Source organism: Halomonas sp. C22 (assembly GCF_007655045.1).
Lineage (GTDB): Bacteria > Pseudomonadota > Gammaproteobacteria > Pseudomonadales > Halomonadaceae > Vreelandella > Vreelandella hamiltonii.
On the sequence record NZ_VBVC01000001.1, the window covers coordinates 16,520 to 42,107 of the forward strand.

General features: G+C 59.4%; 22 protein-coding genes and 1 pseudogene. 9 read left to right on the top strand and 14 right to left on the bottom strand.

From position 1 onward, the window contains the following. Positions 1-124: 124 nt before the first annotated feature. The 6 genes and pseudogenes from FEU76_RS00115 to FEU76_RS00145 form a co-directional block, all read right to left on the bottom strand. Entirely contained in the window at positions 125-1,216 is a 1,092-nt protein-coding gene (locus tag FEU76_RS00115; RefSeq protein WP_144979436.1) for an XRE family transcriptional regulator, read from the bottom strand. A gap of 5 nt (positions 1,217-1,221) precedes the next feature. Beyond that, positions 1,222-1,851, bottom strand: coding sequence for a hypothetical protein (locus FEU76_RS00120; RefSeq protein WP_222114769.1), 630 nt, complete (start codon positions 1,849-1,851; stop codon positions 1,222-1,224). 86 nt (positions 1,852-1,937) lie between these two features. Next, positions 1,938-2,276 (bottom strand): hypothetical protein, encoded by a 339-nt coding sequence (locus FEU76_RS18635; RefSeq protein WP_144979438.1) that lies wholly within the window; start codon positions 2,274-2,276, stop codon positions 1,938-1,940. A gap of 105 nt (positions 2,277-2,381) precedes the next feature. Beyond that, complete coding sequence (locus FEU76_RS00130) at positions 2,382-2,912, bottom strand: hypothetical protein (protein ID WP_186299069.1); 531 nt, start codon at positions 2,910-2,912, stop codon at positions 2,382-2,384. Between the two features lie 28 nt (positions 2,913-2,940). Beyond that, positions 2,941-3,219 (bottom strand): annotated as a pseudogene (locus tag FEU76_RS18790) (DUF927 domain-containing protein). Positions 3,220-3,301: 82 nt separating this feature from the next. Further along, positions 3,302-4,102: an inositol monophosphatase family protein gene (locus FEU76_RS00145; RefSeq protein ID WP_144979444.1), complete on the bottom strand. Its 801-nt coding sequence runs from the start codon at positions 4,100-4,102 to the stop codon at positions 3,302-3,304. A 336-nt stretch (positions 4,103-4,438) separates the two neighbouring features. Here FEU76_RS00145 and FEU76_RS00150 point away from each other — a divergent pair, with 336 nt between their 5' ends. The 4 genes from FEU76_RS00150 (at position 4,439) to FEU76_RS00165 (ending at position 6,436) form a co-directional block, all read left to right on the top strand. After that, positions 4,439-4,660 (top strand): general stress protein, encoded by a 222-nt coding sequence (locus FEU76_RS00150; RefSeq protein WP_039182913.1) that lies wholly within the window; start codon positions 4,439-4,441, stop codon positions 4,658-4,660. Positions 4,661-4,805: 145 nt separating this feature from the next. Next, positions 4,806-5,009, top strand: a complete 204-nt coding sequence (locus FEU76_RS00155; protein ID WP_039182769.1) for a hypothetical protein — start codon at positions 4,806-4,808, stop codon at positions 5,007-5,009. Between the two features lie 61 nt (positions 5,010-5,070). Next, entirely contained in the window at positions 5,071-5,907 is an 837-nt protein-coding gene (locus FEU76_RS00160) for a manganese catalase family protein (protein WP_039182774.1), read from the top strand. A 25-nt stretch (positions 5,908-5,932) separates the two neighbouring features. After that, positions 5,933-6,436, top strand: coding sequence for a ferritin-like domain-containing protein (locus FEU76_RS00165; RefSeq protein ID WP_039182776.1), 504 nt, complete (start codon positions 5,933-5,935; stop codon positions 6,434-6,436). A gap of 117 nt (positions 6,437-6,553) precedes the next feature. On the opposite strand, the gene FEU76_RS00170 is transcribed toward FEU76_RS00165, so the two are convergent. Continuing rightward, positions 6,554-8,578, bottom strand: coding sequence for a CocE/NonD family hydrolase (locus FEU76_RS00170; RefSeq protein WP_144979446.1), 2,025 nt, complete (start codon positions 8,576-8,578; stop codon positions 6,554-6,556). A 9-nt stretch (positions 8,579-8,587) separates the two neighbouring features. Beyond that, positions 8,588-9,880, bottom strand: coding sequence for an ATP-grasp domain-containing protein (locus tag FEU76_RS00175; protein WP_144979448.1), 1,293 nt, complete (start codon positions 9,878-9,880; stop codon positions 8,588-8,590). Between the two features lie 504 nt (positions 9,881-10,384). Here FEU76_RS00175 and FEU76_RS00180 point away from each other — a divergent pair. From FEU76_RS00180 to FEU76_RS00190, 3 genes are all read left to right on the top strand, one after another. After that, positions 10,385-11,188 (top strand): Crp/Fnr family transcriptional regulator, encoded by an 804-nt coding sequence (locus FEU76_RS00180; protein WP_144979450.1) that lies wholly within the window; start codon positions 10,385-10,387, stop codon positions 11,186-11,188. Positions 11,189-11,475: 287 nt separating this feature from the next. Continuing rightward, on the top strand, positions 11,476-12,456 hold the full coding sequence (gene thpD / locus FEU76_RS00185; protein ID WP_144979452.1) for an ectoine hydroxylase: 981 nt from the start codon (positions 11,476-11,478) through the stop codon (positions 12,454-12,456). 139 nt (positions 12,457-12,595) lie between these two features. Then, the gene (locus FEU76_RS00190; RefSeq protein WP_039182787.1) at positions 12,596-13,261 is read left to right on the top strand and encodes a fumarylacetoacetate hydrolase family protein; all 666 of its coding nucleotides are present in this window, start codon (positions 12,596-12,598) and stop codon (positions 13,259-13,261) included. 123 nt (positions 13,262-13,384) lie between these two features. Here the strand turns inward: FEU76_RS00190 and speA are convergent, their stop codons facing one another. Together speA and FEU76_RS00200 are read right to left on the bottom strand one after the other, a co-directional pair. After that, the gene (speA, locus tag FEU76_RS00195; protein ID WP_371317415.1) at positions 13,385-15,295 is read right to left on the bottom strand and encodes a biosynthetic arginine decarboxylase; all 1,911 of its coding nucleotides are present in this window, start codon (positions 15,293-15,295) and stop codon (positions 13,385-13,387) included. An 8-nt stretch (positions 15,296-15,303) separates the two neighbouring features. After that, positions 15,304-16,260: a homoserine kinase gene (locus FEU76_RS00200; protein WP_096921507.1), complete on the bottom strand. Its 957-nt coding sequence runs from the start codon at positions 16,258-16,260 to the stop codon at positions 15,304-15,306. 173 nt (positions 16,261-16,433) lie between these two features. Between FEU76_RS00200 and polA the strand changes: the two genes are divergently transcribed. Further along, a complete protein-coding gene (gene polA, locus FEU76_RS00205; RefSeq protein ID WP_144979454.1) occupies positions 16,434-19,199 on the top strand; it encodes a DNA polymerase I in 2,766 nt (921 codons plus the stop codon). Positions 19,200-19,299: 100 nt separating this feature from the next. Here the strand turns inward: polA and FEU76_RS00210 are convergent, their stop codons facing one another. Continuing rightward, entirely contained in the window at positions 19,300-20,325 is a 1,026-nt protein-coding gene (locus FEU76_RS00210) for a Fe(3+) ABC transporter substrate-binding protein (protein ID WP_039182799.1), read from the bottom strand. A 215-nt stretch (positions 20,326-20,540) separates the two neighbouring features. Between FEU76_RS00210 and FEU76_RS00215 the strand changes: the two genes are divergently transcribed. Beyond that, positions 20,541-21,638 carry an ABC transporter ATP-binding protein gene (locus FEU76_RS00215; protein WP_096921506.1) on the top strand — a complete coding sequence of 366 codons (1,098 nt, stop codon included), beginning with the start codon at positions 20,541-20,543 and terminating at the stop codon, positions 21,636-21,638. Between the two features lie 25 nt (positions 21,639-21,663). Here the strand turns inward: FEU76_RS00215 and FEU76_RS00220 are convergent, their stop codons facing one another. The 3 genes from FEU76_RS00220 to hisD form a co-directional block, all read right to left on the bottom strand. Next, a complete protein-coding gene (locus tag FEU76_RS00220; RefSeq protein ID WP_039182805.1) occupies positions 21,664-23,364 on the bottom strand; it encodes an ABC transporter permease in 1,701 nt (566 codons plus the stop codon). Positions 23,365-23,523: 159 nt separating this feature from the next. Continuing rightward, on the bottom strand, positions 23,524-24,276 hold the full coding sequence (locus FEU76_RS00225) for an SDR family NAD(P)-dependent oxidoreductase (protein WP_039182808.1): 753 nt from the start codon (positions 24,274-24,276) through the stop codon (positions 23,524-23,526). After that, positions 24,273-25,583: a histidinol dehydrogenase gene (gene hisD, locus FEU76_RS00230; protein WP_039182810.1), complete on the bottom strand. Its 1,311-nt coding sequence runs from the start codon at positions 25,581-25,583 to the stop codon at positions 24,273-24,275. The genes FEU76_RS00225 and hisD overlap by 4 nt, the downstream gene beginning before the upstream one ends. Positions 25,584-25,588 lie beyond the last annotated feature (5 nt).

Sequence of the window (25,588 nt, forward strand, 5' to 3'; positions counted from 1 at the left end):
ACGATAGGCATAAAAGAAGCAGCTCAGGCCCCGTAGTGTGTTACGGGGCCTGAGCGAGTAGGGGGTCTGTGCAATCAGAGGTGGCGGCTGGTCACTTACTGCAGAACAGTTATGCAGCTGTCATTCACTGTACTAGCTTTAGAGTTGGCTTTCTCAGGGCTTCGCGCATGCTCAGGCCTGTGACTTCCTGAATGAATTTTGGTTGTACTTCAAGTTTTCTCGCTAGCTCAGAAAAACCAAGGTTTTTCTTTTCTAGTAAAACTCTTAATGACTTCTCTAATAGCTCTGGAGGCTCAGGTGCTATTAAATGATCTTCCTTTTCACCTTGTGTTTCGCCGTATTTTCTAAGAGTGATAACGCCTGTTTTGTATTGGGATTCTGTTATGAGGTCAAGTTGCCTGGCTCTATACAATATAGCAGCTTTACTAACTTTCCAGTTTAATTTGAATTCCCTCATCCCCTTCCAGTCTAGCCTATTACCATTTGGGCGAGGATATAGCTTAAGCATCATTGGCCTTGGGAGTAATAAAGCGCTTGCAAACCGATTGGCTTGATTTTCAGTAGTTCTGTCACCAGTGACAATGCCTTCATGCATTACGAGATGTCCGATTTCATGGGCAATGTCGAAGCGTTGTCTACATACGCTTTCTTTTGCTGTGTTTCTCACAATAAAAGGACGCTCAACAGAAACAGATAAAGCATCGACCTCTTTCGATACAATATTAAAATTAGTGACAATTGCACCTATGTTTTCTGCTAAACGAGTCATGTTATGTATAGGTGCTAATCCTAGTCCCCAGTGTTTCCTACATTCCTCTGCTGCTTGTTCGATATCATCATTTCTCATGATGTTTTGAAAGCAGGGGATGTTCACAGGAGGGAATTTTAGCTCTTTCTCCAGCTCCTTAATAAGCAGGTGCATCATCTCTCCTCGAGCTATTGCGACCTGCTTGATGCTATTTTTAGTTGTGAATAGCTTGCGGAAATGAAACTGATCTTCGTTGAGTCGATACTCTTTTTTACTAAAAAAATTAGGCAGAACATACAAAGCATGAGCTAGAGACTCAGACAGCTCCGGCGTAGGCGAGCTTTGCCCCGTCTCTAGCTTATGCAAGTATTGGCGTGTTTTGCCAACCTTCTCAGCAACCTCTTCTAAGGCAAAGTCATTAAATATCCGTGCTAGTCTCAAAGATGATCCGTCAAAAGTAAAGCTCATCGTTATTACTCATCGAGAGCGTCGTTAGAACGCCTTTGTTGAAATGGAATGTTGTCAGCTTCTTCACTGCTATTGGTGTCGTCAAGAACATCAACATCAGGAGACAGTAACTCAGTAGCAGGGGGAGTATCTTTATCAACCGAATGTAGAATAGTGGCGCTAGATGCATACGCCCACGTACTTACCTCGTTTTGATATGCGTTATAGCCAATAAAGAAAGCGCGATCCTCATCCTCTTCAGTCATTGCCCGTTCTACAATGAAACGCCACATGACTGGCTGCTGGTCATCTTCAGCGAATAAATCGTCTACTTGATTGCGTCGAAAGAAACCCTTTTTAGAAGGTGTTTCAGGATCATCCCGGAAAAAGCGGCAGGGAACATTCCCGATAAAGAAAGTTACGTCCATACCAGGACTTGCCAATGTTAGCCAATCGAAGCGGCCGCTTTGACATAGTTGGATAAGAGCATTCCGGGAGCGCCCAAAGGTAGTAGTTTCACGCGTGTATGAGTCATCATGCTCTGAGTTCAGCTCTCTTCGAGTGTTGAACCTGATGTCTAGCAATAGCTCTGCAATAGTTGTCAAGCGTTCATCTGTAAGTTCGGCATAGAAAGCTGAAGGATGAGGTAGGATCATGATGTTTCCTGGCTGATTTTGAGTTTTGTCAACCAAAATATATGGCTATTCTGCGGATTTGTCAACCAGCCTCTTTGCTGATTAAATCAAGCAGCTTTAGCTTGTTCGTCATCATTCGCCGCCCCCTGTGCCCTGTAGAGCGCTTCATTGGTGAACACGTAGTAGCGCACTGCGCCGCCCCTGATGCCGGGTACCTTGATAGATGTTTTGCCTTCATGGTCAAGTTGAAGCACGTCATGAGCCTTTAACATCTTGTTGGCTTGGCGTGCTGAGGGTAGCCCCGTACGGCTCCACACCTCTTTTGTCCACGCAATGTAATAGGTCGTGATGGTGCTGCACTCAGCGCCGCTGCCTAGCGTTGCTGTGTGTCGATAGCCCAGCTCATTGACGGTGCGCGGGGCATGGGTATCGTGCTGGCAATCCATGTTCAGGCGAGAGAATCGCGCCTCCCCGTGTGTTTCAATCAGGTGGCAAAGAGCATCGAGTACCTTGGATTCTTCCTGACTGCCAGCCCCGCCGCGCTCAGTCAGCTAGGCAGAGAAACACGCCTTAACTGCATTACATGCGGTATAGGCAGGCCAGCTCGTTGCTCCCCACTCGGTGGCGTATTCACCCGCCAAGGCCGCCAGGGCAAAGCGAGCAGCGGCGCGGTGCGCTTGTCCGCTGGCATCCTTCGGGAGTGTCTCTTTCTCAAAGGCTTGAAGCTTTTTGGGAAACGCTTTGATAATGGTACGCATGTTATCAGGGGTGGTGAGTGCTTCCAGGAACTTCACTAGCGGGGTGCCGTAATACTTATTAACGCTGGCCTTGAGGGAATCAGACAGATCCGCCGCGTTGTCGAAGCCATGAAGCTCTTGAAACAGGCCCATACCAGCGTTAGCATCAGCAGGAACGCCAAGCATATGGATATCCATGCCCGCCCTGTGCATCTGGTTGGCTTCATCCCTGTGCTGCTCTAGCGTCTTTTGCCCCGTAGAGAGAAACAACAACCGCCAGCGGCGCACGGGCTTACTGTTGCCGCGATCATTCGCCCGGGCCCTCCCGGCACCGTTGCCCAGCATGTACACCGTTTCACCGGTGATGCGCGGGCTACATACACATGCCTATTTTATCCAAGGCAAGCAGGCTGTCAGAGCGCGCGGAAGCGATTGACTCAAGGGCATTGTCAGTAGAGCGCCAGCTACGCACTAGCTTAGGCGAGCCGTATACGGAAACAGCCGCTTAAAGGTGTGTGGTTTTACCGCCTGAACTCTCCCCGTATAGATGGAAGCCGCCCGACTCTAGCCCCAGCAGGTGAAATAATGGCCCAGCAAAAGCAACGCACACGCTTAGCGCTAGCCTGTCATTGCCAAGGCAGAGCGCACCAATATAGGGTTGCCACTATTCTAGCGTGCCCGTCTCTTCAATGCAGGTAAGCTCAGCACCATGGTTAGTTTAGTGGTCAGTCCAGTCACTCATTTAGCAGGCTCCTGAGTGTGCCATGTTGTTCGGGATGGGCGATCAGCAAGCTGTTCCATTCGTCGGGATCATCGTGGCCAGCAAGGTCGCTAACCTGGCACCCAGCCTCACGTGCGATGACAATACCCGCTGCAATATCCCAAAGCTCTAGCTCCGCACCTTGAGACCAGAAGGCGTCAAACCTGCCCATGCCTGCATAGGCAATTTCCAATGCCGCAGAGCCGGGGCTGCGAATGCCTGCCACATGGGGCATCAGCGCCGCGAGCTGGCGTTGGCTCGTCATACAGTCGCCTTTATGATGATACGGTAAGCAAGTGCCAACCAGCATCTCGTTGAGGGGGCGGGCCGATAAGATGGGTAATCGTCTTGACCCTTGGTAGGCTCCTTGGCCTCGCACGGCCCAGAGCATTTCGTCCAGTAAGGGATGATAGACCACACCCTGTATGAGCGTTGCGCCTTGGCGCACCGCGATAGAAACCGAAAAATGCGGCACCCGGTGCAGGAAGTTGTTAGTGCCGTCGAGCGGGTCGATGATGACGGTAAGGTCGCTACTGCGAGACGACGTAACGCCCGTTTCCTCGCCAAGAAATCCCACCTCTGGATGCGCACGCTGAATGGTATCGATAATGGCGTGTTCAGCTGCCTGATCGTAATGGGTGACGAAGTCCGAGCTTCCCTTGCGTTCGAAGTCGATACCCCCCGCTTTGTGATACCCCTCAGTGAGGACTTTTCCAGCCAGCCGGGCTGCTTCTTGCAGCGTATGCATAAGGTCTGGCTGCGCTGTATGGCTCATCGCGGCACTCCTGGTACGGGGTTTTGGGCAACGTATATCACTATTACCTTAAGAGGGCTATGTGGCAATAGTGTGACATCGAAAGCTCCTTTCTCCGCATTAAAACGATTTATTGATGTTGCTTCGCTTCTTGTCTTTTGTTGTTTTTCTAGTTGGTCGGTTGCTTTCTTATTAATACATATCCCAACACCCAATCATAAATATTAAACGTTCATGATTGTCGTTCTCTTTCCTTGATATGCCCTTGGCGTTCACTAACCTCAAAGGGCTCGAGCGATAAATCGAGCGCTCTCAATCAATGAGTTTTGCCGATTACATGCAATAAGGAGATTGATCATGGCGAATAATCGCAACGATGGCGGAATGAGTCGCGAAGAGGCAGGACAGAAAGGCGGTGAGGCGACTTCCCGCAACCACGGTAAAGAGTTTTACGAAGAGATTGGCCAGAAAGGCGGCCAGAACAGCGGTGGCAATTTTGCCAACGACCCTGAACGTGCCTCGGAAGCAGGCAAGAAGGGCGGCGAAAATAGCCATGGCGGTGGTGGCAACCAGCGCTGACCGCATCGGGCTCGGCCACGCCAGGCGTGGTGTTGATGCCCGTCCAGGAGCGCCAATGTGCCGTTGGCGCTCCTTTTGATCCCGTTGGTTGAACGGGCTCGAAGCCACGGATACCGGTATGCACTCACGACTCAAGGAGAGATGGATGAATAGTCCCGTGAATGACAAGAACTTCGACATGGTGAGCACGCTTTATCATGCGTCCAAAGGTGTTCAGCTGTGTTCGCAGTTCTCGGAAGATGCCAAACAGCACTCGGACGACGAAGCGCAGCAGTTTTTCGACCGAGTGGCCAAGAGCTATGAGGACATTGCCGAGCAGGCACGGAAGCAACTGAAACAGAAGCTTTGAGTGACTGGCCAGGGGAGTGCCCCCTGGCCATCACCTCGGCTATCAAGGAGGAGATCGCGCTATGTTCCACCATTCCAGCAAGCTTCAGTATCCCGTGAAAGTGGATAAGCCCAACCCCGAGTTCGCCATGCTGCTGCAACAGGCCATTGGCGGCATCGAAGGGGAGATTCGCGTGGCCATGCAGTATTTTTTTCAGGCAATGGGCGCGCGGGGCGATGATCGGATTCGAGACATGCTGATGTCTACGGCGACGGAAGAGCTGTCGCATATCGAGATGCTGGGTCATGCCGTCGCCTTGAACCTGGAGGGCGCGCCCGTGGCCTACCAGGAAGCCACGGCTCAGGATCCGGTGATGAACGCCATTCTGGGGGGCGCCAACCCCCGCCACCTGCTTTCGTCGGGACTGTCGGCCATGCCGGTGAACGCCAACGGCGTGCCTTTCGACATGAGCCATGTATACGCCACCGGCAATATTGCCGCCGACATGCTGGCCAATGCCACCGCCGAAGCGGGTGGCCGCGTGCTGGCCTCGAGGCTATACAACTGGACCGACGACCACGGCATGAAGGATTTTCTGTCGTTCCTGATTGCCCGGGATACCTACCACCAGCAGCAGTGGCTGGCGGTCATCGAAGAGCTGGGCGGCTTCGAGAAGCAGTTGCCGATCCCCAACGCGACGCCTCAGGACCATGAGGCCATGCAGCACTCCTACTACTACCTCAATACCCTGCTGGACAAGGAAGCGCCCCAGGGCCGCTGGGCAGAAGGCCCTTCGCTGGATGGCCGCAGTGAATTCAGCGTGCGCAACCAGCCATCACCGGAAGGGCAGGAGCCGAGTCTGGGCGGGGCCAAAGAGAAGTCTGGCGCCCAGAAAGAGCAAATCGACCCGAACAAGTAGGCGTGTGACACAAGGAGAGGACACCATGGAAGCTCACTATCTGGAAAACTGGCTGCGCGATGCCCATGCCATGGAAAAGCAGGCTGAGGATATGTTGAAGTCACAGGCGAAACGTCTGGAACATTACCCTGAGCTGCGCGCCAGAATCGACCAGCACCTGCATGAAACCGAGCACCAGGCCGAGAAGCTGGAGCGGGTCATGCATGACCTGGGCATCGACACCTCGGCCATGAAAGACCTGGGCGGCAAGCTCTCTGCCTTTGGCCAGGCGCTGGGTGGCATGATGGCGGGTGACGAAGTCGTGAAAGGCGGCATTGCCAGCTACGCCTTCGAGTGCTTTGAAATTGCCAGCTATCGCGCGCTGATAGCGGCCGCCGAAAAGGCCAATCAGCCTCAAGTGGTACAAGTCTGCCAGGAAATCCTCCAGGAAGAGCAGGCCATGGCCGACTGGTTGAGCCAGCATCTTGATGACACCACCCAGGCCTTTTTGGCTCGGGCTGAAAATGATGACCTGAAAGCGAAGAGATAGCGCGGCCAAGCCCAGCCCTGCTATGCCCGCTTCCCCGGCCTTTGGCCGGGGTTTTTTTGTGGTTGGCCCGCCAGAAAAGCGGGCCGAGCGTCAGAAGATTACAGCCAGTACCGAAGATTACAGATGGTCCCGAGGAATCCTCGACGACCAGTTCTTGGAAAACACGCGATACGACTGCTCGTAGGCATCCAGCTGGGCATGGACGATAAAGTGCGTGTCGGTACAGCTCAGCACCGTGCGGGTATACACCTCGGTATCCCAATCGCCCCGTTTGAAGTGGCTTTCGGTGAGGGTTTCTCCCCGAGCCGAGGTGAAATCATCCGTCACCGTGCTGTAGTACTCCCGCGCACAGCGGTGTACCTCGGTGCCCGTGTCGTCGATGCAAAAGCGCCCCTGATCGTTGATGACTTCCAGGGTCGAGCGCTTGGTGGCCAGGTCACGGTGCAGCAGCCAGTTGTGCTGGCTGGGGGCCAGCGGCGTCGTGGCCAATGGGGGCGCTTGCTCGGGTGGGCCAAAGGGCTGCGCGGGCTCGTGGTCGGGGGCGTGCCGTACCGGCAGGTGCAGCGCGCACTGGTCGTAAATGATATCCACCTGAGCAGGCCGAGGAGAGAGCCATGCCAGCGGCCAGTAAGAGGTAGAGAGCGAGACCCTCAACTGATGGCCTGCAGGGAAGCGCTGGGCAATGCCGTTCATGGGAATGCTCACCCGGTAAGCTTCGCCTGGGGTCAATGGGCGGGGATGAGCATCGCTGTCGCGGTGGGTCAGGTTCAATAGCCCGTAGGTAACGCGGGTGGCCTTGCCGTCCGGGGCCACGTCGGAAAGGCGAACGGCCAGCATGGCCTGGGGCTGGTCGCTGGTCACCGTGAGGGTCACGCTGGGGATGCCGACGATGTCCAACGGCTCGGAGAGCGGGCCGCTGCTGAAGATCAGCGACCCGCCATCTTCTTCACGCTGGTCGCCGGGCAGGTCGGGCGTGGCGGCGTAGGAGCACCACTTGCCTGCCGCCATGCCCACGCTGATGGGCGACTGCAAGCCCTGGCGGGGCGGCGAAGCCTCCTCGGCAGGAGGCACCGTGGTCAAGCGGTAGGGCTGCAGGTAGTAGCGCGTAGGTTGAATGCCCGGAGAGGGCCATTGCGGTTCGCTTACCCAGCGCCCTGGGCGATGGCAATAACGGTTGTCGGGGGGCACGCTGTCCTGCTGCCACACCTGCAGCATGGGGTCGTCCATGATGCCGTTCTGCTTGCCCTTCAGCCAGTAATCCCACCAGCGCAAGGCTTCCTGCAGAAAGCCAATGGCTGGGCCGGGAATGCCCTGATGAGGGTACTTGTGGCCCCAGGGCCCTATCAGGCCCTTGCGCGGTACGTCGAGGTGCTCCATGAGGCGAAACACGGTATTGGTAAAGCCGTCGGCCCATCCGCCTACCGCGTAGACCGGGCAGCGTATGGCATCGTAGCGTTCTCCCACCGAGCTTGCCGTCCAGTAGTCGTCGCGGCGCTGGTGGCGCAGCCACTGGTCGATCCAGAGGCCGCTGTGCTCCATGCGCTCGAACCACATTTCCCGCCAGCGCTCACCGACGATCTCCGGGTCGGGCGGCAGGGCGTTGAAGGCCAGCATGACGGTGGCTTCCGACAGGTTGTCGCCCAGCAGGCAGCCGCCCATGTAGTGCATGTTATCGGCGTACAAATCATCGCTGGAGCAGAGGCTGATGACGGCCTTCAAGGCCGGTGGCTGGCGGGCCGCCACTTGCAGGCTGTTGAAGCCGCCCCACGAGATACCCATCATGCCGACCTGGCCGCTGCACCAGGGCTGCTCGGCCAGCCAGGCAATCGCCTCCACGGCGTCCTGCTGCTCCTGCTGGGTGTACTCATCGGTGAGCACGCCATCCGAGTCACCGCTACCCCGCATGTCGATGCGAATACAGGCATAACCATGGCCCGCCATGTACGGGTGATTGCCGGCATCCCGCCCGCGGGTCACGTCACGCTTGCGGTAAGGGATGTACTCCATGATGGCAGGAAACGGCGTGTCATCTGGCGTCTCGGGCAGCCACAGCTTGGCAGCCAAGCGCTGGCCATCGCTCAGGGGAATAAAGACGTTTTCGATGTGGCGAACGGGGTAGGGAAAGTCGCGGACGATATCCATGGGGTCTCCTTATCGGCGGATCGGTTCGATCTCGAAATTGAGAAAGTCCAGGCAGTATTGATAGCGCTCCTCTATTTCTTCATGGGTCGTGCCGGTGAGATGCAACGTGCCCAGGCGGTAGCAGAAGCTGTCCTGGTGCATCAGCTGGCTGAGCTGCTGGCCGGGGGCGACATCGATGAGCACCTCCGTGTGGGGTAGGCGAGCTTGCAGCTCGGCAATCTCGGCAGGGCTGGGGATGCGTTTGACCACGCCATCCTCGTGGGGGTATGGAATGAAGCATTTGGCCGCCACGGGCGCGACGCCCTGGCGGCTGAGCAGGGAAGGGCGTTGGCCCAGCGCAATGTCCACGGCGATCTCGTGATTGGACATGCCGTCCACCAGCACGAAAATATCGCTATGGGACTGCGAAATGCGGGTGTTGAACTCGATCAGCCAGAGCTGCTGGCGAGCCTCGTCCCACATGAACTCGGCATTGAAGCAGCCATTGTTGTAACCGATGTGGGTCAAAAAGCGCTTGGCGGTATCCACCATCTTGTGATGCACGTGCTCGGGCAAATGGCTGGGATACTCCAGCCGGTCGAACAGAGACGCCGAGTGCTCTGCCTTGGGCTGAGCAATGATGCCGTGCACATTGAACTCGCCCTGGAAGACAGACCCCTCCGGCGCGGCCTGGACACCGCTGATCAGCGACTCCGCGATGCACGCATTGCCTCCCAGGTGGGCGATGTCATCGGGCAGCTCGGCGTAGGCCAGCGCTTCGTTGAAGGCATCGCCCAACTGACGAATGCCCTGGCGAATCTCGCCGATGGCATGGTGAAAATCTGCCTCATTCTCGATCTTGAAGCCCAGGTGGGAAGAAAAGGCCTTGACCGGCTTGAGCCAGAACGGAAAGGGCAGGGTGACCTGTGCCAGTGGCTCTTCGGCGAACGGGTCGAGGCCGCAAAAATCGGGCACCACCTCAGGAATGACGTGTTGCTGCTCGATACGGCTCCACAGCTTGTGCTCGCACTTCAAGACGCTGGTGAGCGAAGGAGAGGGGATTTGATACTGCTGGCACAGCAGGGGCACCATGACGCTGGTAGGGAAGTCCCATTGGGCAATGATGGCATCAATGGTGCCGGGAAATGCCGAGAGCTGTTTTTCGACTCGTTTCAATAACTGGTTGAATGAGACATTGGGTGCCTCGACCGCGCTTTCGACGGTCAATAGCCCATGCAGTTCCAGAGACTTTCTATCTCTTAATGTTTGTAGTGCTTTTTGTTGCTTTTCTTCCAGAGCGATAATAAAGACATTGCGTTTCATGGCCTGCTCCATCAGGTAACGTTAGGCGTGAGATCCTTGTCGCCGTGATGAAGATTATGAAATGAAAAGTTTATTGGCTAGTCTATTATAAGTCGTCAGTTTTAAAATTAATGTATGTGGCAGAGGTGCGTTAAAGCTACAGGAGTGAATGTTTTTGGATGTTTCTGTAATGTTGCTGGAAGAGGGGGTGTTTTGTTGGTGGTTTTATGTCGAGTGTTTTAGTGGACCGTTTTCACAAAGAAAGTTCTGATGGTTTGATGCCGATATTGGGCAGGTTCAATGTAGTGTTATGTTATTAAGGTTTTTTAGGGTTTGCGTGTTTTTCTTAACAAATGTTAATCATGATGGGTTTCTTGGCGTTTGATAGCGCAAACTATGAAAGTTTCTTGTTTGTATGTTTATAGTTGTCTATATTTTTGTCGCGTTATCTTCCTTTTAGTGTATAGAAATTATAAACAATTCCGGGTGAGTATAGCATTTGTCTAACTACAAAGGAGTGTAGAGATGAATAAGGTTACTGCAGAAGAGTATAATCTAGTGGAAGATAGAAGTCGCAATGGTTTGCCGGGCCCCCTGGGGGCCGAGGGTGGTTGTATAAGTATTGGTGAAGTGTTGGGGCTGTACGGTGAGCTGGGGGCAGAGTCACTGGAGGCCTTGGCCAACGTTCGACAAAAACCTGTCGAGCTGAAGAGAAACCAGAAAGTCTTTTCGCTATGCGAGGGGCGTGCCGATATCTTCGTGGTGAAAGAGGGCTGGGCAAGTCTATCCCATGCCACTTCTACACGTGGGCAAGATATTTGTAACGTCTTCATGCCGGGCGATATTATCGGAATGCGAGAAAGCTTTTTTGAAAGTCACGATATCGTGATTCTCTCGCTGACACATTGCAAGTTGGAAAAAGTATCGGTAGATGATTTGCATGCGTTGTTTAAAACCAGCGACGAAATCCGCAAGGCCATTACCTCGTATGTCATGGTCAACGACAATATTACCATCGAGCGTTTGCGAAGTTGTACGCATCATCGGTCAGAAGAGCGAGTGGCGCACTTCTTGTTGGAAGTCTATGCGCGATTCAATTTCAAAGGCCTGCTGAACAGCAACGTATTCTCCTTTCCGGTGACCCAGGACATCGTAGGAGAGCTTCTGGGCATGACCAGCGTGCACGTCAGCCGCTGCATGACCGCGTTGGAGCAGAAGAAGCTGATCCGCAAGACGCGTAGCAGCATCAAGCTGCTGCAGCCGGAAGAGATGGCGCGTAATACGGGCTTCGACCGGGATTTCATCTACGGCCATATATGCCTGGGTTAGCGCACGTCCCTCGCCCGCCACCCGCGCTGCTTCCTTCGAGCGGCGCTTTTTTTGGGCCGATGTTTATCAAACATTGAAATTCGCCCGTAGTCCGCTGTGCGCAGGGTGGTTGCTGCAGTGGGCCTCAACGGGGTCTCCATGAGCATGAAAAAAATGTCATAACGCACGTTATGAGCGTGGTTCCCAAGGGTTGCAAGCCGTCATGCGTGGGCTAGGCTTCTCTCTGCACTGTGTTTCTGAATGAGACACGTTTTAACTGAAATTTAATCATACAAGGAGTGGATTAGATGACAGTCGGCAATACACCTCTCAAAAACCTGACGGCCCACAAGCAGTACAGCGACATAGCAGATACCCCTTCTGCCAGCAATACGCGAGTGGACCTCTATCCTACTCGGCTGGCCACCGCGCCGGCATCGTTGACCCAGGCACGCCGTGACGACGTGGTCAAAGGGCGTGCGCTGCCGGGGCCGCTTACCCAGGCGCAGCTGGATGAGTTCGAGCGCAAGGGCTATCTGTTTATTCCAGACCTGATCCATGGCGACGAGCTGGATGCGCTTCGCGATGAAATCGAGTCGTTGATGAGCAACGATGCTTACCGCGAGCGGGAGTTCAGCATCACCGAGCCGGAAAGCCAGGAGATTCGTTCGCTGTTCGCCGTGCACCATCTCTCTTCCCGTTTGGGGGCGCTGGCCAACGACGAGCGGCTGGCAGGGGCGGCACGTCAGATCATCGGTGACGACCCTTACGTGCATCAGTCGCGCATCAACTACAAGCCCGGCTTTGCAGGCAAGGGGTTCAACTGGCACTCGGATTTCGAGACCTGGCACGCCGAAGACGGTATGCCCAACATGCATGCGGTCAGTGCGTCGCTGATTCTCACCGATAACCACGAGTTCAACGGCCCGTTGATGCTGATTCCAGGGTCGCACAAAGCGTTCGTGCCCTGCCTTGGAGAAACACCCGAGGATAACCACAAAAGCTCGTTGAAAGCCCAGGAGGTCGGGGTGCCAAGCCCGGAGGCACTGCGTTACATGGTCGACCAGTACGGCATCGAAGCGCCGAAGGGGCGAGCAGGGGGCTTGCTGCTGTTCGATTGCAACACGCTGCACGCTTCCAATGCGAACCTGTCACCGGACCCGCGCAGCAATGTCTTTTTCGTGTTCAATCGGCCGGACAACCGCTGCGGTGCGCCGTTTGCCGCCCCCAAACAGCGCCCAGCGTTTCTGGCCCATGGGCCTGACCAGCCTTGGCAGCCGGGCGTTTAAACGTTTACGTGCTTTGGGAACATAAGCCAGGGTGCAAGAAAAGCAGCGGGAAGGTTGTGGAACAAGCGCAAGGGTGGGGTAGACTAGTGCGCCTGTCGTTGCGAATGCGGCACGCATAATGAGAAGGAGAATACCCGCCATGCGTTTTGTTCCACAGTTTACCGATGGCCAGGAGTTTCCCCACGCGCTGGGCAAAGTCGTGTGTGTAGGCCGCAACTACGCCGACCACGCGAAGGAACTGGACAACCCGGTTCCCAGTGAACCGCTGCTGTTCATCAAGCCGGCCACCAGCGTGGTGGATTTGACCAAGCCGCTGGACCCGCCGTTTTCACGCGGTGAAGTGCATTATGAAGTCGAGCTGGCGCTGCTGGTAGGGGAAACCCTGACCCACGCCACTCAGGATGAAGCGGAGCGTGCCATTGCCGGGATCGGCCTGGCGATGGATTTGACGCTGCGCGATGTGCAAACCACGTTGAAAGAGAAAGGCCATCCTTGGGAAATCGCCAAGGCCTTTGATGGGGCTTGCCCGCTGTCACCGTTCCTGCCGTTGAGCCGCGTGCCCAACTGGAACGCGCTGAGCTTCACGCTGGAAATCGACGGCGAGGAGCGCCAGCACGGCGAAGGCTCGGACATGATCTTTGCGATCCCGACGCTGGTCGCGGAAATGAGCCGTCATTTCACCCTGGAGCCCGGCGATGTCATCCTGACCGGCACGCCTGCTGGGGTGGGTGAGCTGACTCGCGGCGCATCACTGCGCTTCACGCTCACCGGCGGGCTGGAGATCAACACCAGCGTGGTCGAATAAACGACCCCACCGGCTGAACGTCGAAAGCCACCGCTGCCTGGGCAACGGTGGCTTTTTTTATGCTGGAATGTCAGGCGAGAAGGGGGCTCCTGCCCCCTTACTCCTCCCCCTTACCCCAGAGCGTTACTCCAGATAAGTGTAGCCTTCCAGCCCTTCGGTCAGGCTGGCGGCAAAGTGCGCCTGCTCTTCGGCCGAGAAGCCGCTGGTCACCAGCTGTTCGGTCAGCTTCTGCTTCAGGACGCGGGCATCGAAATTGACGTAGGCCAGCACGTCCGCCACGGTGTCGCCAGCCTGCGGGTTGGAGAGTACCCACTCGCCGTCGGCGCCCAGCGCGGCATCCACCGAGTCGGTATCGCCGAACAGGTTGTGCAGATCGCCGAGAATCTCCTGGTAGGCACCCACCAGGAAAAAGCCCAGCCAGCGCTCGTCATCGTTGGCCCATTCCGGCAGCGGTAGCGTGCTCTCGACGCCCTGGCCGTCCACGTAGCTGTCAATGCGGCCGTCGGAGTCACAGGTGATGTCCTGAATCACCGCGCGGCGAGTGGGCGCCTTGTCCAGCCCGCTGAGTGGCAGCACCGGGAAAATCTGCTCGATCCCCCAGACATCCGGCACCGACTGGAACAGCGAGAAATTGACGAACAGCTTGTCGGCCAGTTTCTCGGCCAGCTCGTCCATGATTTCCCGGTGGGCACGGTTGCGGGTATCGAGCTTGCCCCGCAGGCGCGCGCAGGCAGCCATGTAGAGGCGTTCGCCTTCGGCGCGGGCGCTGATGCTGCTCAAGCCCAGTACGAAACGATCCTGAAGCTCGCTGACGGCTTGCAGCAGGTCGTGCCAGGCTTCGACCAGCACCCTGGGCTCCTGGTGTTCGGCCAGCTGGTCCAGCACGCGCCACAGCTCATCCACCTGGGGGTCGTCGGTAACGCTGCGCACCGGCGGGGTGTGGTCGATACGCTCTTCACCGATCACGTTGGTGATCAGCACCGCATGGTGAGCGGTCAACGAGCGGCCGGATTCACTGATCAGGTGTGGCTGTGGCAAGTCGGCTTCCTGGCACAGCTGAGCGAAGGCGCTGACCACGTTGCGCGCGTACTCCTGCATGGAGTAGTTGGCCGAGCAGTAGCTGCGCGAGCGGGTGCCTTCGTAGTCGATCCCCAGGCCGCCACCCACGTCCACGGTGTCGATGGGGGCGCCCAGCGCCATCAGGTTCTGGTAGAAGCGCGCACATTCGCGCAGGCCGCGCTGAATGTCGCGGATGTTGGCGATCTGGGAGCCCAGGTGGAAGTGCACCAGCTGCAGGCTGGCCAGGGCGTCCTGGGCGCGCAGGGTGTCCACGACTTCCAGGATCTGGCTGGCGGTGAGGCCAAACTTGGACTTTTCGCCACCGGTGTTCTGCCACTTGCCTTTGCCTACCGAGGCCAGGCGCGCGCGCAGGCCGATGCGCGGCGTCACGTCCAGCTCCCGGGCTTCTTCCAGAATCAGGTCCAGCTCGGAGAGTTTTTCCACCACCAGATAGACGCGGTGGCCCAGCTTCTCGCCCAACAGCGCCAGGCGCACGTATTCGCGGTCTTTATAGCCGTTGCAGACGATCAGCGACGAACCGCCGTCGGAGAGCGCCAGGACGGCCAGCAGCTCGGGCTTGCTGCCCGCTTCGAGCCCTACGCGACCGTTGCCCCGCTCCGAGGTGGCCAGAATCTCTTCGACCACGCGGCGCTGCTGGTTGACCTTGATCGGGTACACTGCCGTGTAGCCGCCTTCATAGGCCACATCCTGCATGGCGGCGTCGAAGGCGCCACACAGCTGCTCGACGCGATCGTGAAGAATGTCACTGAAGCGTACCAGCACCGGTAAGCGCAGGCCGGCCTGCTGCAGCTGGCGAACCAGCGCGCTGATCGGCAGGGCAGGGCCTTCGGCATCGCTGCCCAGGGGGCGCACCAGCGCCTGGCCGTGGTCATCGACATCGAAGTAACCGCTGCCCCACTGGTCCATGTTCCAGGTACGACGGGCGCGTACGGCGGGGCTGCTGGTTGCGGCCATGTCACTCATCAGGAAGCCTCCGGGATAGGGAGTGCCCCCAGCGCGATGCGTGCCTTGAGAATCACGCGGAAACGCTCGGGGTCGTGGGGGGTCAGGTCATGGGCAGGCGGGTCCACATACACCACCAGCAGGCGCGACAGCCAGTAGCGCAACGCCGTCAAGCGCAGCATGGTGGGCCACAGGGCCCGCTCGGTGTCGGTCAGTGGGCGGCGTGCCTGGTAGGCACTCAAAATCGCCTGATAGCGCTCGGCGTTCAGGCTGCCGTCCTCGTTGGAGGCCCAGTCGTTGATGACGATGGCCAGGTCGAACAGCAGGTCGCCGGTGCAGCCATTGTAGAAGTCGATGATGCCGCCCAGGCGGTCGCCTTCATACAGGGTGTTGTCACGGAACAGGTCTCCGTGCAGCGCCCCCTGGGGCAGCGCGCCATACTGGCTGAACGCGGTCTCGAAATCATCGACCTCGTTTTTCATCAGGGTCTGGTCGTCGGGGCTGATGTAGGTCAGCACCTTGTGATGCACGGCGCGCAGCCAGTGCAGATCGCGGGGGTTGGGACGATGCCCCGGGAAATGCTGCGAGACCTTGTGCATACGCCCCAGCGCGCTGCCCAGCGCCTGGCACTGGACCAGGTTGGGGGCGGTGGGGTGCTTGCCGGGCAAGCGCGGGAACAGCAGGGCCGGTTTGCCCGCCAGGCTGTGCAGCGCCACCCCTTCGCGGTCATGAATGGTGCCCGGTACGGGCAGGCCGTGTTCATCCAGGTAGTCCAGCAGCTCGACGAAGAACGGCAGCTCTTCGTGCTCGCCTTGTTCGAACAGCGTGAGCACCATCTCGCGGCGCTCGGTGGTCACGAAAAACGTCGAGTTTTCCGTGCCGCCTGCCACGCCCTGAAGGGACACCAGGCTGCCAACATCGAATTTTTCCAGAAACGCGGCGACCTGTGCGTCGCTCAGCGGAGTAAATACAGCCATGAGAATCTCGCCCAGGTTGCTAAGCCGGTCATTGTAGCGGCTTGGCGCGTCAGTTGGCAGCGCTGTGAACGGTGAAGGGTCGCTTTCGCAGTGCTTTTCTGCAGTCGCGCCGCCGAACGCGTATCATTGAAGAATAGACGCTCTTACTGTTCTGCTGACTATGGAATCTGGTTATGGCCCGTGCCCCTATCGTGCTAGTTGATGGCTCTTCGTACCTTTACCGTGCGTTCCACGCGCTGCCGCCGCTGACGAACTCCAACGGCCAGCCCACGGGCGCCGTGAAAGGCGTGCTGAACATGCTCAAGCGGCTGATCAAGGACTACCCCGATAGCCCCATGGCGGTGGTCTTCGATGCGCCAGGCAAGACGTTTCGCGACGACATGTACAGCGATTACAAGTCCCACCGCCCGCCGATGCCCGATGACCTGCGTAGCCAGATCGAACCGCTACACGCCTGCGTGAAAGCGCTGGGGCTGCCGCTGCTGTGCATCGAAGGCGTCGAAGCCGACGATGTCATCGGCACGCTGGCGCATCACGCCACCCAGGCCGGGCGCGACGCCGTGATCTCCACCGGCGACAAGGACATGGCCCAGCTGGTGAACCGCCATATCACGCTGGTCAATACCATGAAGGAAGAGACCTTGGATGAGGCCGGTGTCGAGGAGAAGTTTGGGCTGCCGCCTGCGCTGATCATCGACTTCCTTGCGCTGATGGGCGACAAGGTGGACAACATTCCTGGCGTGCCCGGCGTAGGAGAAAAAACCGCCATTGGCCTGCTGCAAGGCATGGGTGGCGGGCTGGAGACCATCTATGGCGACCTGGAACGAGTCACCACGCTGGGCTTTCGAGGAGCCAAGACACTCCCCAAGAAACTGGAAGAGCACCGCGAACAGGCGTTTCTCTCCTATCGGCTGGCCACCATCAAGGTCGACTGCGACCTGCCCGTAGGGCTGGACGACCTGGAGATCGCCCACCCGGATCGGGAAGCGCTGGTGGCGCTCTACAAGGAGATGGAGTTCAAGCAGTGGCTGGCGGAGCTGCTGGAGGGCAAGGACGAGGGCGTGGACGACGTCAGCGGCGGCCAGCCAGCCCCGCAGGCCGAGCAGGTGGCGTCGGGCACGGCCCCTGGCCCACGCCACGACCACGTGATCACCGAGCAGGTCGAGCTGGACGCGTGGCTTGAGCGGCTGCGCAGCGCCGAGCGCTTCTGCTTCGATCTGGAAACCACCAGCCTCAACTACATGGACGCCGAGATCGTCGGGGTCGGCCTGGCGCTGGAGCCCGGTGAAGCGGCCTATATCCCGCTGGCCCACGACTATCTGGATGCGCCTGCCCAGCTCGACCGCCGCAGCGTTCTCGAGGCGCTCAAGCCGCTGCTGGAAGATCCCGGCAAAACCAAGATCGGCCAGAACCTCAAGTACGATATTTCCGTATTGGCCAACGAGGATATTCACGTCACGGGGCCGTTTGCCGATACCATGCTGGCGTCCTACGTGCTCAACTCCACCGCGACCCGCCACGACATGGACTCGCTGGCCCTCAAGTACCTGGGGGAAAAGACCATCTCCTTCGAGGAGATTGCCGGGAAAGGCGCCAAGCAGCTCACCTTCAACCAGATAGCTCTGGAACAGGCCGCGCCCTACGCCTGCGAAGACGTGGACATTACCCTGCGCCTGCAGCAGACGCTGCGCCCGCAGGTCGAGCAGGAAGGCCGCCTGGCCGAGGTGCTCGATCATCTGGAGCTGCCGCTGATCAAGGTGCTGTCGCGGATCGAGCGTAACGGGGTGGCGCTGGATGCCGAGCGCCTGCACCAGCAGAGCCAGCAGCTGGAGCAGCGTATTCGCGAGCTTGAAAGTGAAGCCTTCGAGCTGGCGGGCCGCGAGTTCAACCTGGGGTCCCCCAAGCAGCTGGGCCAGATTCTGTTCGAAGAGCAGAAGATTCCGGTCATCAAGAAAACGCCCAAGGGCGCGCCTTCCACCGCCGAAGCCGTGCTGGAAGAGCTGGCGCTGGACTACCCCTTGCCCAAGGTGATCATGCAGCACCGTGGCCTGGCCAAGCTGAAGTCCACCTATACCGACAAGCTGCCGCGCCTGTTGAACAAGAAAACCGGCCGCGTGCACACCAGCTATCACCAGGCGGTGACCGCCACCGGGCGGCTCTCCTCGTCGGACCCGAACCTGCAGAACATCCCGATTCGTACCGAAGAGGGGCGCAAGATTCGCCAGGCCTTCGTGGCCCGCCCCGGGTATCGCATCGTGGCCGCGGACTACTCGCAGATCGAGCTGCGCATCATGGCCCACCTGTCGGAAGACAAGGGGCTGCTGGAAGCCTTCGAACAGGGCCGCGACATTCATACCGCCACCGCCGCCGAAGTGTTTGGCACCGCGCTGGACAAGGTCACCGCCGACCAGCGCCGCAGTGCCAAGGCGATCAACTTCGGTCTGATCTATGGCATGAGCGCCTGGGGGCTGTCGCGTCAGCTGCATCTCGAACGCCAGCAGGCGCAGACCTACATCGACCGCTACTTCGACCGTTACCCCGGCGTTGCCCGCTACATGGACCGCATTCGCAGTCAGGCTGCCGACAACGGCTTCGTCGAGACCGTCATGGGGCGGCGGCTCTACCTGCCCGAGATCCACTCGCAGAACCGCAACCGCCGCCAGGGGGCCGAGCGCACCGCAATCAACGCGCCCATGCAGGGCACGGCGGCAGACATCATCAAGCAGGCGATGATCGACGTGGATGCGTGGCTGGCGGAAGGCGCGTTCGATGCCCTGATGGTCATGCAGGTGCACGACGAACTGGTGTTCGAGGTGGCTGAAGCTCAGGTAGACGCGTTCATCGAGGAGGTCAGTGCACGGATGCAGTCGGCGGCCACACTGAGCGTACCGCTGATCGTGGAAGCCCAGAGCGGCGCCAACTGGGACGAAGCACACTAAAGTAAGAAGCGTACCAGGCGCCGTTCAAACCCTGGCTGACTGGCCATCCACAAAAAACCCCACCTTGAGGTGGGGTTTTGCATACTGCTTGGGCCAGCGCTTAGCGCCAGTTGACGCGGTCGAAAATGCGTACGGCTTCCGGGTTGTTGTTACCCAGCTCGCTGATGTTCACTTCGTCGCGCTGGAAGTCGCCCCAGGACTCCAGAACCGGGTTCTTCTTCACGCCATCGACCACCGGGAACTCGTAGTTACGCTCGGCCAGCACTTCCTGGGCCTGGTCGGAAGCCAGGAACTCGAGGAAGCGGATACCGTTCTCGGCGTTCTGCGCGTTGGCGACCAGACCTGCACCACCCACGTTGATGTGCGTGCCGCGATCATCCTGGTTCGGGAAGATCACGCCCACTTTACGGGCGGCTTCGCGGTCGGAAGCTTCGCTGGAGTGCAGCAGACGAACATAGTAGTAGTGGTTGGCCACGCCCAGCTCGCATTCGCCGCTGGCCACGCCCAGAATCTGGTCGGTATCACCGCCTTCCGGGTTGCGCGCCAGGTTGTTGACCACGCCCTGTGCCCACTCTTGCGCTTCTTCCGCACCGTGGTGCTCGATCATCGAGGCCAACAGAGACTGGTTGTAGATGTTGTTGGAAGAGCGGATACAGATCTTGCCTTCGAACTGCGGGTCGGCCAGGTCTTCATAAGTAGCGATCTGGCTCGGGTCGAAGTTCTCACGGTTGTAGAAAATCACCCGTGCGCGCTGGCTGAAGCCAAACCACATGCCTTCGGGATGACGCATGGATTCCGGCAGGCGCTCGTTCAGCACGTCGGAATCCACGGCCTGGAACAGGCCATCCTGCTCGGCACGCCACAGGTTGCCGGCATCCACGGTCAGCATGACGTCGGCAGGGCTGGCCACGCCTTCACGCTGCATACGCTCCATCAACTGATTGGCGTCGCCTTCCAGCACATTCACCTTGATACCCGTTTCTTCGGTGAACGCGTTGTACAGAATCTCGTCTGAGTCGTAGTGGCGAGCGGAGTAGATGTTGACCTCGTTGGCCAGTGTGCTGCTGGCAAATGCCGAGCCAGCCATGACGGCGGCGACAGAGACTGCAAGACGTGCCTTTTTCATAACATACACCCTAAATGTTTATGATAATAAGTTGCATTGGCAAACTGCGCCTATTGAAACGTCTTGTTCCATGGACGTCAAGCGAAATGCTAATGACACGCAACACTTTTTGTGCATGTACGTGCATCTGCCGCCAATAGAAAATAGAATGCAAATAACTTTCAACCGTGTTCGCAGTCAGGCATCTGCGCTGCGCACTAACCATGGGTGAACGAATGACGGCAACGGTGTCATTTTCAGAGGTGGCAGCACCGGCGGCGGCGCTGTCGCTGCGGGGTGTCGAGCACACGTTTGCAGCCAACAAGGTGGTCAAGGGCATCGACCTGGAGATCGGCCAGGGCGAAGTGGTGTGCCTGCTGGGCCCTTCCGGCTGCGGCAAGACCACCCTGCTGCGTATCGCGGCAGGCCTGGAGGTGGTGCAGGAAGGCGAGGTCAGCCTGGACGGGCAGGCCATCGCGGCCCCTGGCAAGCGCCATGTGCCGCCCGAAAAGCGCAACGTGGGCCTGGCGTTCCAGGATTCGGCGCTGTTTCCCCATCTGAGCGTGTTGGAAAACGTCACCTTTGGCCTGAAACAGCTGCCCTCCAGCCAGCGCCGCGCGCGTGCTTTGGAGCTGTTGGACCAGCTGGGCATGGCCGCCTATGCCGAGACTTACCCGCACATGCTGTCGGGAGGCCAGCAGCAGCGTGTCGCGCTGGCCCGCGCGCTGGCGCCTACGCCGCGGCTGATGCTGCTGGACGAGCCCTTTTCCAGCCTGGATGCCCGGCTGCGGGATCGTATCCGAGACGACACGCTGCACGTGTTGAAAAAGCTGGGTTCGGCCACGCTGCTGGTGACCCACGACCCGGAAGAGGCGATGTTCATGGCGGACCGCATCGCACTGATGCGCGATGGCAAGATCGTCCAGACCGGCACGCCTCGCGAGCTTTACTGTGCGCCCATCGACCCCTTCGTGGTGACCTTCTTTGGCGAGGTCAACGAGCTGGCGGGAGTGGTGCAAGGCGGGCGAGTGCAGACCCCCGTGGGCGCAGTGGATGCCAGCTGGCTGCCGGAAGGCAGTGACGTGCAGGTGATGATTCGCCCCGAGGCGCTGCGCATTCAGGAGCGAGACCTGCCAGCCGAAGCCCACAGCCATAGCCACGTGGTCATGGCCAAGCTGCTGGGCCGCACCAGCCTGATCCACCTGTGTGCCCATGGCAACGATGGCCAGGAAGCGCACCTGCATGCCCGGGTACCTGGGGTGTTCCTGCCCCAGGAGGGCCAGCCCATCGACATCGATCTGGACCACTCCCAGGTCTTCATCTTCCCACGCTGAGGCGCGGGAAGACGTATGTTTGAACTTACTCGGCCTGGCTGCCGGGGCGCGCTCGGCGCATGGCCAGGCTGAGGAGAATCACCGGTAGAATCCCCACCACCACGATGGTCAGCGAGGCCGTGGAGGCCTCCGCCAGCCGCTCGTCCGACGCCAGGTTATGGGCGCGAACCGCCAGCGTATCGAAGTTGAACGGCCGCAGGATGATGGTGGCCGGCAGCTCCTTCATGGCATCGACGAAGACCAGAATCCCCGCCGCCAACAGGCTGCTGCGCATCAGGGGCGTATGAATGCGTCGCAGCGTGCCCCCTGCGGTTTGGCCCAGAGTGCGCGAGGCGGCATCCATGCTGGGGGTGACCTTGCCCAGGCTGGCTTCCACGGCATTGAACGACACCGCCAGAAAGCGCACCACGTAGGCGTAGATCAGAATGAAGGCCGTGCCGCTGAAGACCAGCCCGATAATCTTGCCGTAGTTGGCGTGCAGCCAGGAGTTGAGGGTGTGGTCCAGCCAGGCAAAGGGAATCAGAATGCCGACCGCCACCACGGAGCCCGGAATGGCGTAGCCCATGGCCGCAATGCGGGTGAACAGGCGTGCGCTGGGGGAGTTGTTGAGGCGTACGCCGTAGCTCAGCAGCACCGCCAGCCCCACCGCAATCAGGGCCGCAATGGCCGACAGCGAGAGGCTGTTCAGGGCGAAGCCGATGAACCGCGTGCCGAACAGGCTGTCGCCAATCCGAATCGCCATGTTCAAGAGCAGGCCGCTGGGCAGCAGGAAGCCGATGGTGATGGGCAGCAGGCAGGCCAGAAACGCGCCGGTGGCCTGCCAGCCGCGCAGACGGTACTCGGGCAGCTGCTGGTAACGACTGGAGGTATGGAAGTAGCGCCGCTTGCCCCGTGACCAGCGCTCCAGCAGTACCAGCACGATCACGAAGGTCAGCAGGCAGGCCGCCAGCTGTGCGGCTGCCACCGGCTCGCCCAGTCCGAACCAGGTGCGGTAGATACCGGTGGTGAAGGTGTCCACGCCAAAGAATTGCACCGCCCCGAACTCATTGAGGGTTTCCATCAGGACCAGCGACACGCCGCCCACCAGCGCAGGCCGCGCCAGGGGCAGGGCCACGGTGCCAAACAGGTGCCAAGGCCCGCGCCCCAGCGTGCGTCCCACGTCCAGCACGCACACCGACTGCTCCAGAAACGAAGCCCTGGCCAGCAGGTAGACGTAGGGGTAGAGCACGAAGGTGATCAGCGTGATGGCGCCCCCCAGCGAGCGAATGTTGGGAAAGTAGTAGTCGCCCACTCGCCAGTCGAACCACTCCCGCAGCATGCTCTGCAGCGGCCCGGCCACCTGCAGGAAATCCGTGTAGGCATAGGCGATCACGTAGGTGGGAACGGCCAGCGGCAGCAGCAGCGCCCACTCGAAGATGCGCTTGCCGGGAAAGCGGCACATGACCACCAGCCAGGCGGTTCCCGTGCCAATCACCAAGGTACCGAGGCCTACCCACAGCACCAGCCAGAAGGTATTGCTGAGATAGCGGGGCAGGACGGTGCTGGCCAGGTGCTGCCAGATGCCGTCGGTGGGCAGCACGATATGGCCCAGAACCACCAGAATCGGCAGTGCCACGGTCAGCGCGATGAGAAACAGCGCAATAGACCAGGGGTTGAGCGACAGCGCAAAGCGTGAAGCGACCCCTGACAGCAGAGCTGATGATGAGCGGCGAGCGGGCGTGGACACGTCGTGATCTCCTTGGACGAGAGGCTGCGTGGCTCGTCAATGCGAAAAAATAGCGGTTGCAAATAGTATCACCTGCGCCGATGGGGTGCAGCTCATCGGCCGCCCATTAAAAAACCCTGCCCGTGGGGCAGGGTCGAGGCGTGTAGCCGTGGGGCTCCTTCAGTGGGCGGTCCAGCCGCCATCCACCATCAGCGCGCTGCCCGTGACCAGCGCAGCGGCAGGCGATGCCAGAAACACCACGGGTCCCATCAGGTCCTCCAGCTGGCCCAGACGGCCCAGCGGGATCTTGCCAATGACCTGCTCCTTGAAGCCGGGCTCGGCCAGGAACGGGCGCGTCATGGGCGTTTCCACGAAGGTGGGGCAGAGCGTATTCACCCGGATGCCCCGAGGGCCCAGCTCTACCGCCATGGCCTTGGTCATGCCTTCTACCGCAGCCTTGGAAGCGCAGTACAAGGTGCGGTTGGCGGCGCCCACGTGGCCCATTTGTGATGAGACATGGATGACGCTGCCGCCTGCGGGCATGTGCGCCACGACGGCCTGGGTGAGGAAATAGGTGGCCTTGACGTTGAGGTCCATGACTGCCGCATAGTCCTCCTGGCTGACCTCCTGCAGGGGCTTGGGTCGATTGGTGCCCGCGTTGTTCACCAGGATATCGAAGTGCCTGCCGGCAATGGCCCGTTGCAGGGCCGCGTGGTCGTTGATGTCCAGCGCGATACCTTCCGCCTGCCAGCCAGCGGCTTGCAGGCTGGCCACGGCCTCGTCAAGCGTGGCCGGGTTGCGGGCCACCAGCGTGACGCTGGCGCCCGCGTTGGCCAGCGCGCAGGCGCAGGCAAACCCGATGCCCTGGCTGGCGCCGGTGACCAGCGCCTGCATGCCGTCCAGCCTGAAGCCGGGGGCCTGGGGAAGGTTCATGCGTCCACCGCCGAGGCGTAGGGCACCTCCTGTTTGCCATAGCGGCGCACGCGCTCGTTGGCCTGTTCGGCGTGGCCTGCAAAGCCTTCCAGCATGCAGAGTCGTGAGCAGTAGCTGCCGATCTCAGCCGAGGCTTCATCGGTCAATACCCGCTGATAGGTGCAGGTCTTGAGGAACTTGCCCACCCACAGGCCGCCCGTGTAGCGCGCTGCCTTTTTGGTGGGCAGCGTGTGGTTGGTGCCAATCACCTTGTCCCCATAGGCGACGTTGGTGCGCGGGCCAAGGAACAGCGCGCCGTAGTTGGTCATATTCTCCAGGTAGAAATCCGGGTCTTCGGTCATGACCTGAACGTGCTCGTAAGCCATCTCGTTGGCGACTTGCAGCATTTCCTCGTGGGTGTCACAGACGATGATTTCTCCATGACTCTCCCAGGCCTGGCGCGCGATATCGGCGGTGGGCAGTTTCTGCAGCAGTTCCTCGATGGCCGCCAGGGTGTCCCGGGCCAGCGCTTCGGAATTGGTCAGCAGGGCGGCGGGGGAGGTCGGGCCATGCTCTGCCTGCCCCAGCAGGTCGGTGGCGCACAGCAAGCCGTCCACGCTCTCGTCGGCAATCACCAGCGTCTCGGTGGGGCCCGCGAACAGGTCGATGCCGACACGGCCATATAGCTGGCGCTTGGCCTCGGCGACGAACGCATTGCCAGGGCCCACCAGCATGTCCACTGGCGCGATGGAGTCGCTGCCGATGGCCATGGCGCCCACGGCCTGAACGCCGCCGAGTACCAGAATCTCATCCGCGCCTGCCAGGTGCATGGCTGCCACGATGGCGGGGTGGGGCTTGCCCTTGTAGGGCGGCGCCGCCGCGATGACGCGTTTCACCCCGGCGACCTTGGCCGTCAGGACGCTCATGTGGGCAGACGCCACCATAGGGTAGGAACCCCCGGGGATATAGCAGCCCACTGCGTTCATCGGCAGATGTTTGTGGCCAAGGATGACGCCGGGGCGGGTTTCGATCTCGACCGGCTGCATGGAGGCCAGCTGCGCCTCGGCAAAGCGACGTATCTGGGCTTGGGCAAAGCGGATGTCGTCCAGATCACGCTCGGACACTTCGCTCATGGCCTGAGCAATCTCGGCTTCGCTCAAACGGAAGTTTTCCGGTGACCAGCCATCGAACTTTTCCGACAGCTCGCGAATGGCGGCATCGCCTCGGGCCTGGATGTCGGCCAGCGTACGCTCGACGGTTTCGCGTACCTGGCGGTCCGCTTCGGCGCGGGTTTCGAGGGAGGCACCGGCTTTGAGGTGGCGAATCATGACGC

Bases quoted from the DNA above. Each gene is read 5' to 3' on its own strand.
- FEU76_RS00115 (WP_144979436.1), bottom strand. From the start codon at position 1,216: ATGAGCTTTACTTTTGACGGATCATCTTTGAGACTAGCACGGATATTT.
- FEU76_RS00120 (WP_222114769.1), bottom strand. From the start codon at position 1,851: ATGATCCTACCTCATCCTTCAGCTTTCTATGCCGAACTTACAGATGAA.
- FEU76_RS18635 (WP_144979438.1), bottom strand. From the start codon at position 2,276: ATGGATTGCCAGCACGATACCCATGCCCCGCGCACCGTCAATGAGCTG.
- FEU76_RS00130 (WP_186299069.1), bottom strand. From the start codon at position 2,912: ATGCTGGGCAACGGTGCCGGGAGGGCCCGGGCGAATGATCGCGGCAAC.
- FEU76_RS00145 (WP_144979444.1), bottom strand. From the start codon at position 4,102: ATGAGCCATACAGCGCAGCCAGACCTTATGCATACGCTGCAAGAAGCA.
- FEU76_RS00150 (WP_039182913.1), top strand. From the start codon at position 4,439: ATGGCGAATAATCGCAACGATGGCGGAATGAGTCGCGAAGAGGCAGGA.
- FEU76_RS00155 (WP_039182769.1), top strand. From the start codon at position 4,806: ATGAATAGTCCCGTGAATGACAAGAACTTCGACATGGTGAGCACGCTT.
- FEU76_RS00160 (WP_039182774.1), top strand. From the start codon at position 5,071: ATGTTCCACCATTCCAGCAAGCTTCAGTATCCCGTGAAAGTGGATAAG.
- FEU76_RS00165 (WP_039182776.1), top strand. From the start codon at position 5,933: ATGGAAGCTCACTATCTGGAAAACTGGCTGCGCGATGCCCATGCCATG.
- FEU76_RS00170 (WP_144979446.1), bottom strand. From the start codon at position 8,578: ATGGATATCGTCCGCGACTTTCCCTACCCCGTTCGCCACATCGAAAAC.
- FEU76_RS00175 (WP_144979448.1), bottom strand. From the start codon at position 9,880: ATGAAACGCAATGTCTTTATTATCGCTCTGGAAGAAAAGCAACAAAAA.
- FEU76_RS00180 (WP_144979450.1), top strand. From the start codon at position 10,385: ATGAATAAGGTTACTGCAGAAGAGTATAATCTAGTGGAAGATAGAAGT.
- thpD (WP_144979452.1), top strand. From the start codon at position 11,476: ATGACAGTCGGCAATACACCTCTCAAAAACCTGACGGCCCACAAGCAG.
- FEU76_RS00190 (WP_039182787.1), top strand. From the start codon at position 12,596: ATGCGTTTTGTTCCACAGTTTACCGATGGCCAGGAGTTTCCCCACGCG.
- speA (WP_371317415.1), bottom strand. From the start codon at position 15,295: ATGGCCGCAACCAGCAGCCCCGCCGTACGCGCCCGTCGTACCTGGAAC.
- FEU76_RS00200 (WP_096921507.1), bottom strand. From the start codon at position 16,260: ATGGCTGTATTTACTCCGCTGAGCGACGCACAGGTCGCCGCGTTTCTG.
- polA (WP_144979454.1), top strand. From the start codon at position 16,434: ATGGCCCGTGCCCCTATCGTGCTAGTTGATGGCTCTTCGTACCTTTAC.
- FEU76_RS00210 (WP_039182799.1), bottom strand. From the start codon at position 20,325: ATGAAAAAGGCACGTCTTGCAGTCTCTGTCGCCGCCGTCATGGCTGGC.
- FEU76_RS00215 (WP_096921506.1), top strand. From the start codon at position 20,541: ATGACGGCAACGGTGTCATTTTCAGAGGTGGCAGCACCGGCGGCGGCG.
- FEU76_RS00225 (WP_039182808.1), bottom strand. From the start codon at position 24,276: ATGAACCTTCCCCAGGCCCCCGGCTTCAGGCTGGACGGCATGCAGGCG.
- hisD (WP_039182810.1), bottom strand. From the start codon at position 25,583: ATGATTCGCCACCTCAAAGCCGGTGCCTCCCTCGAAACCCGCGCCGAA.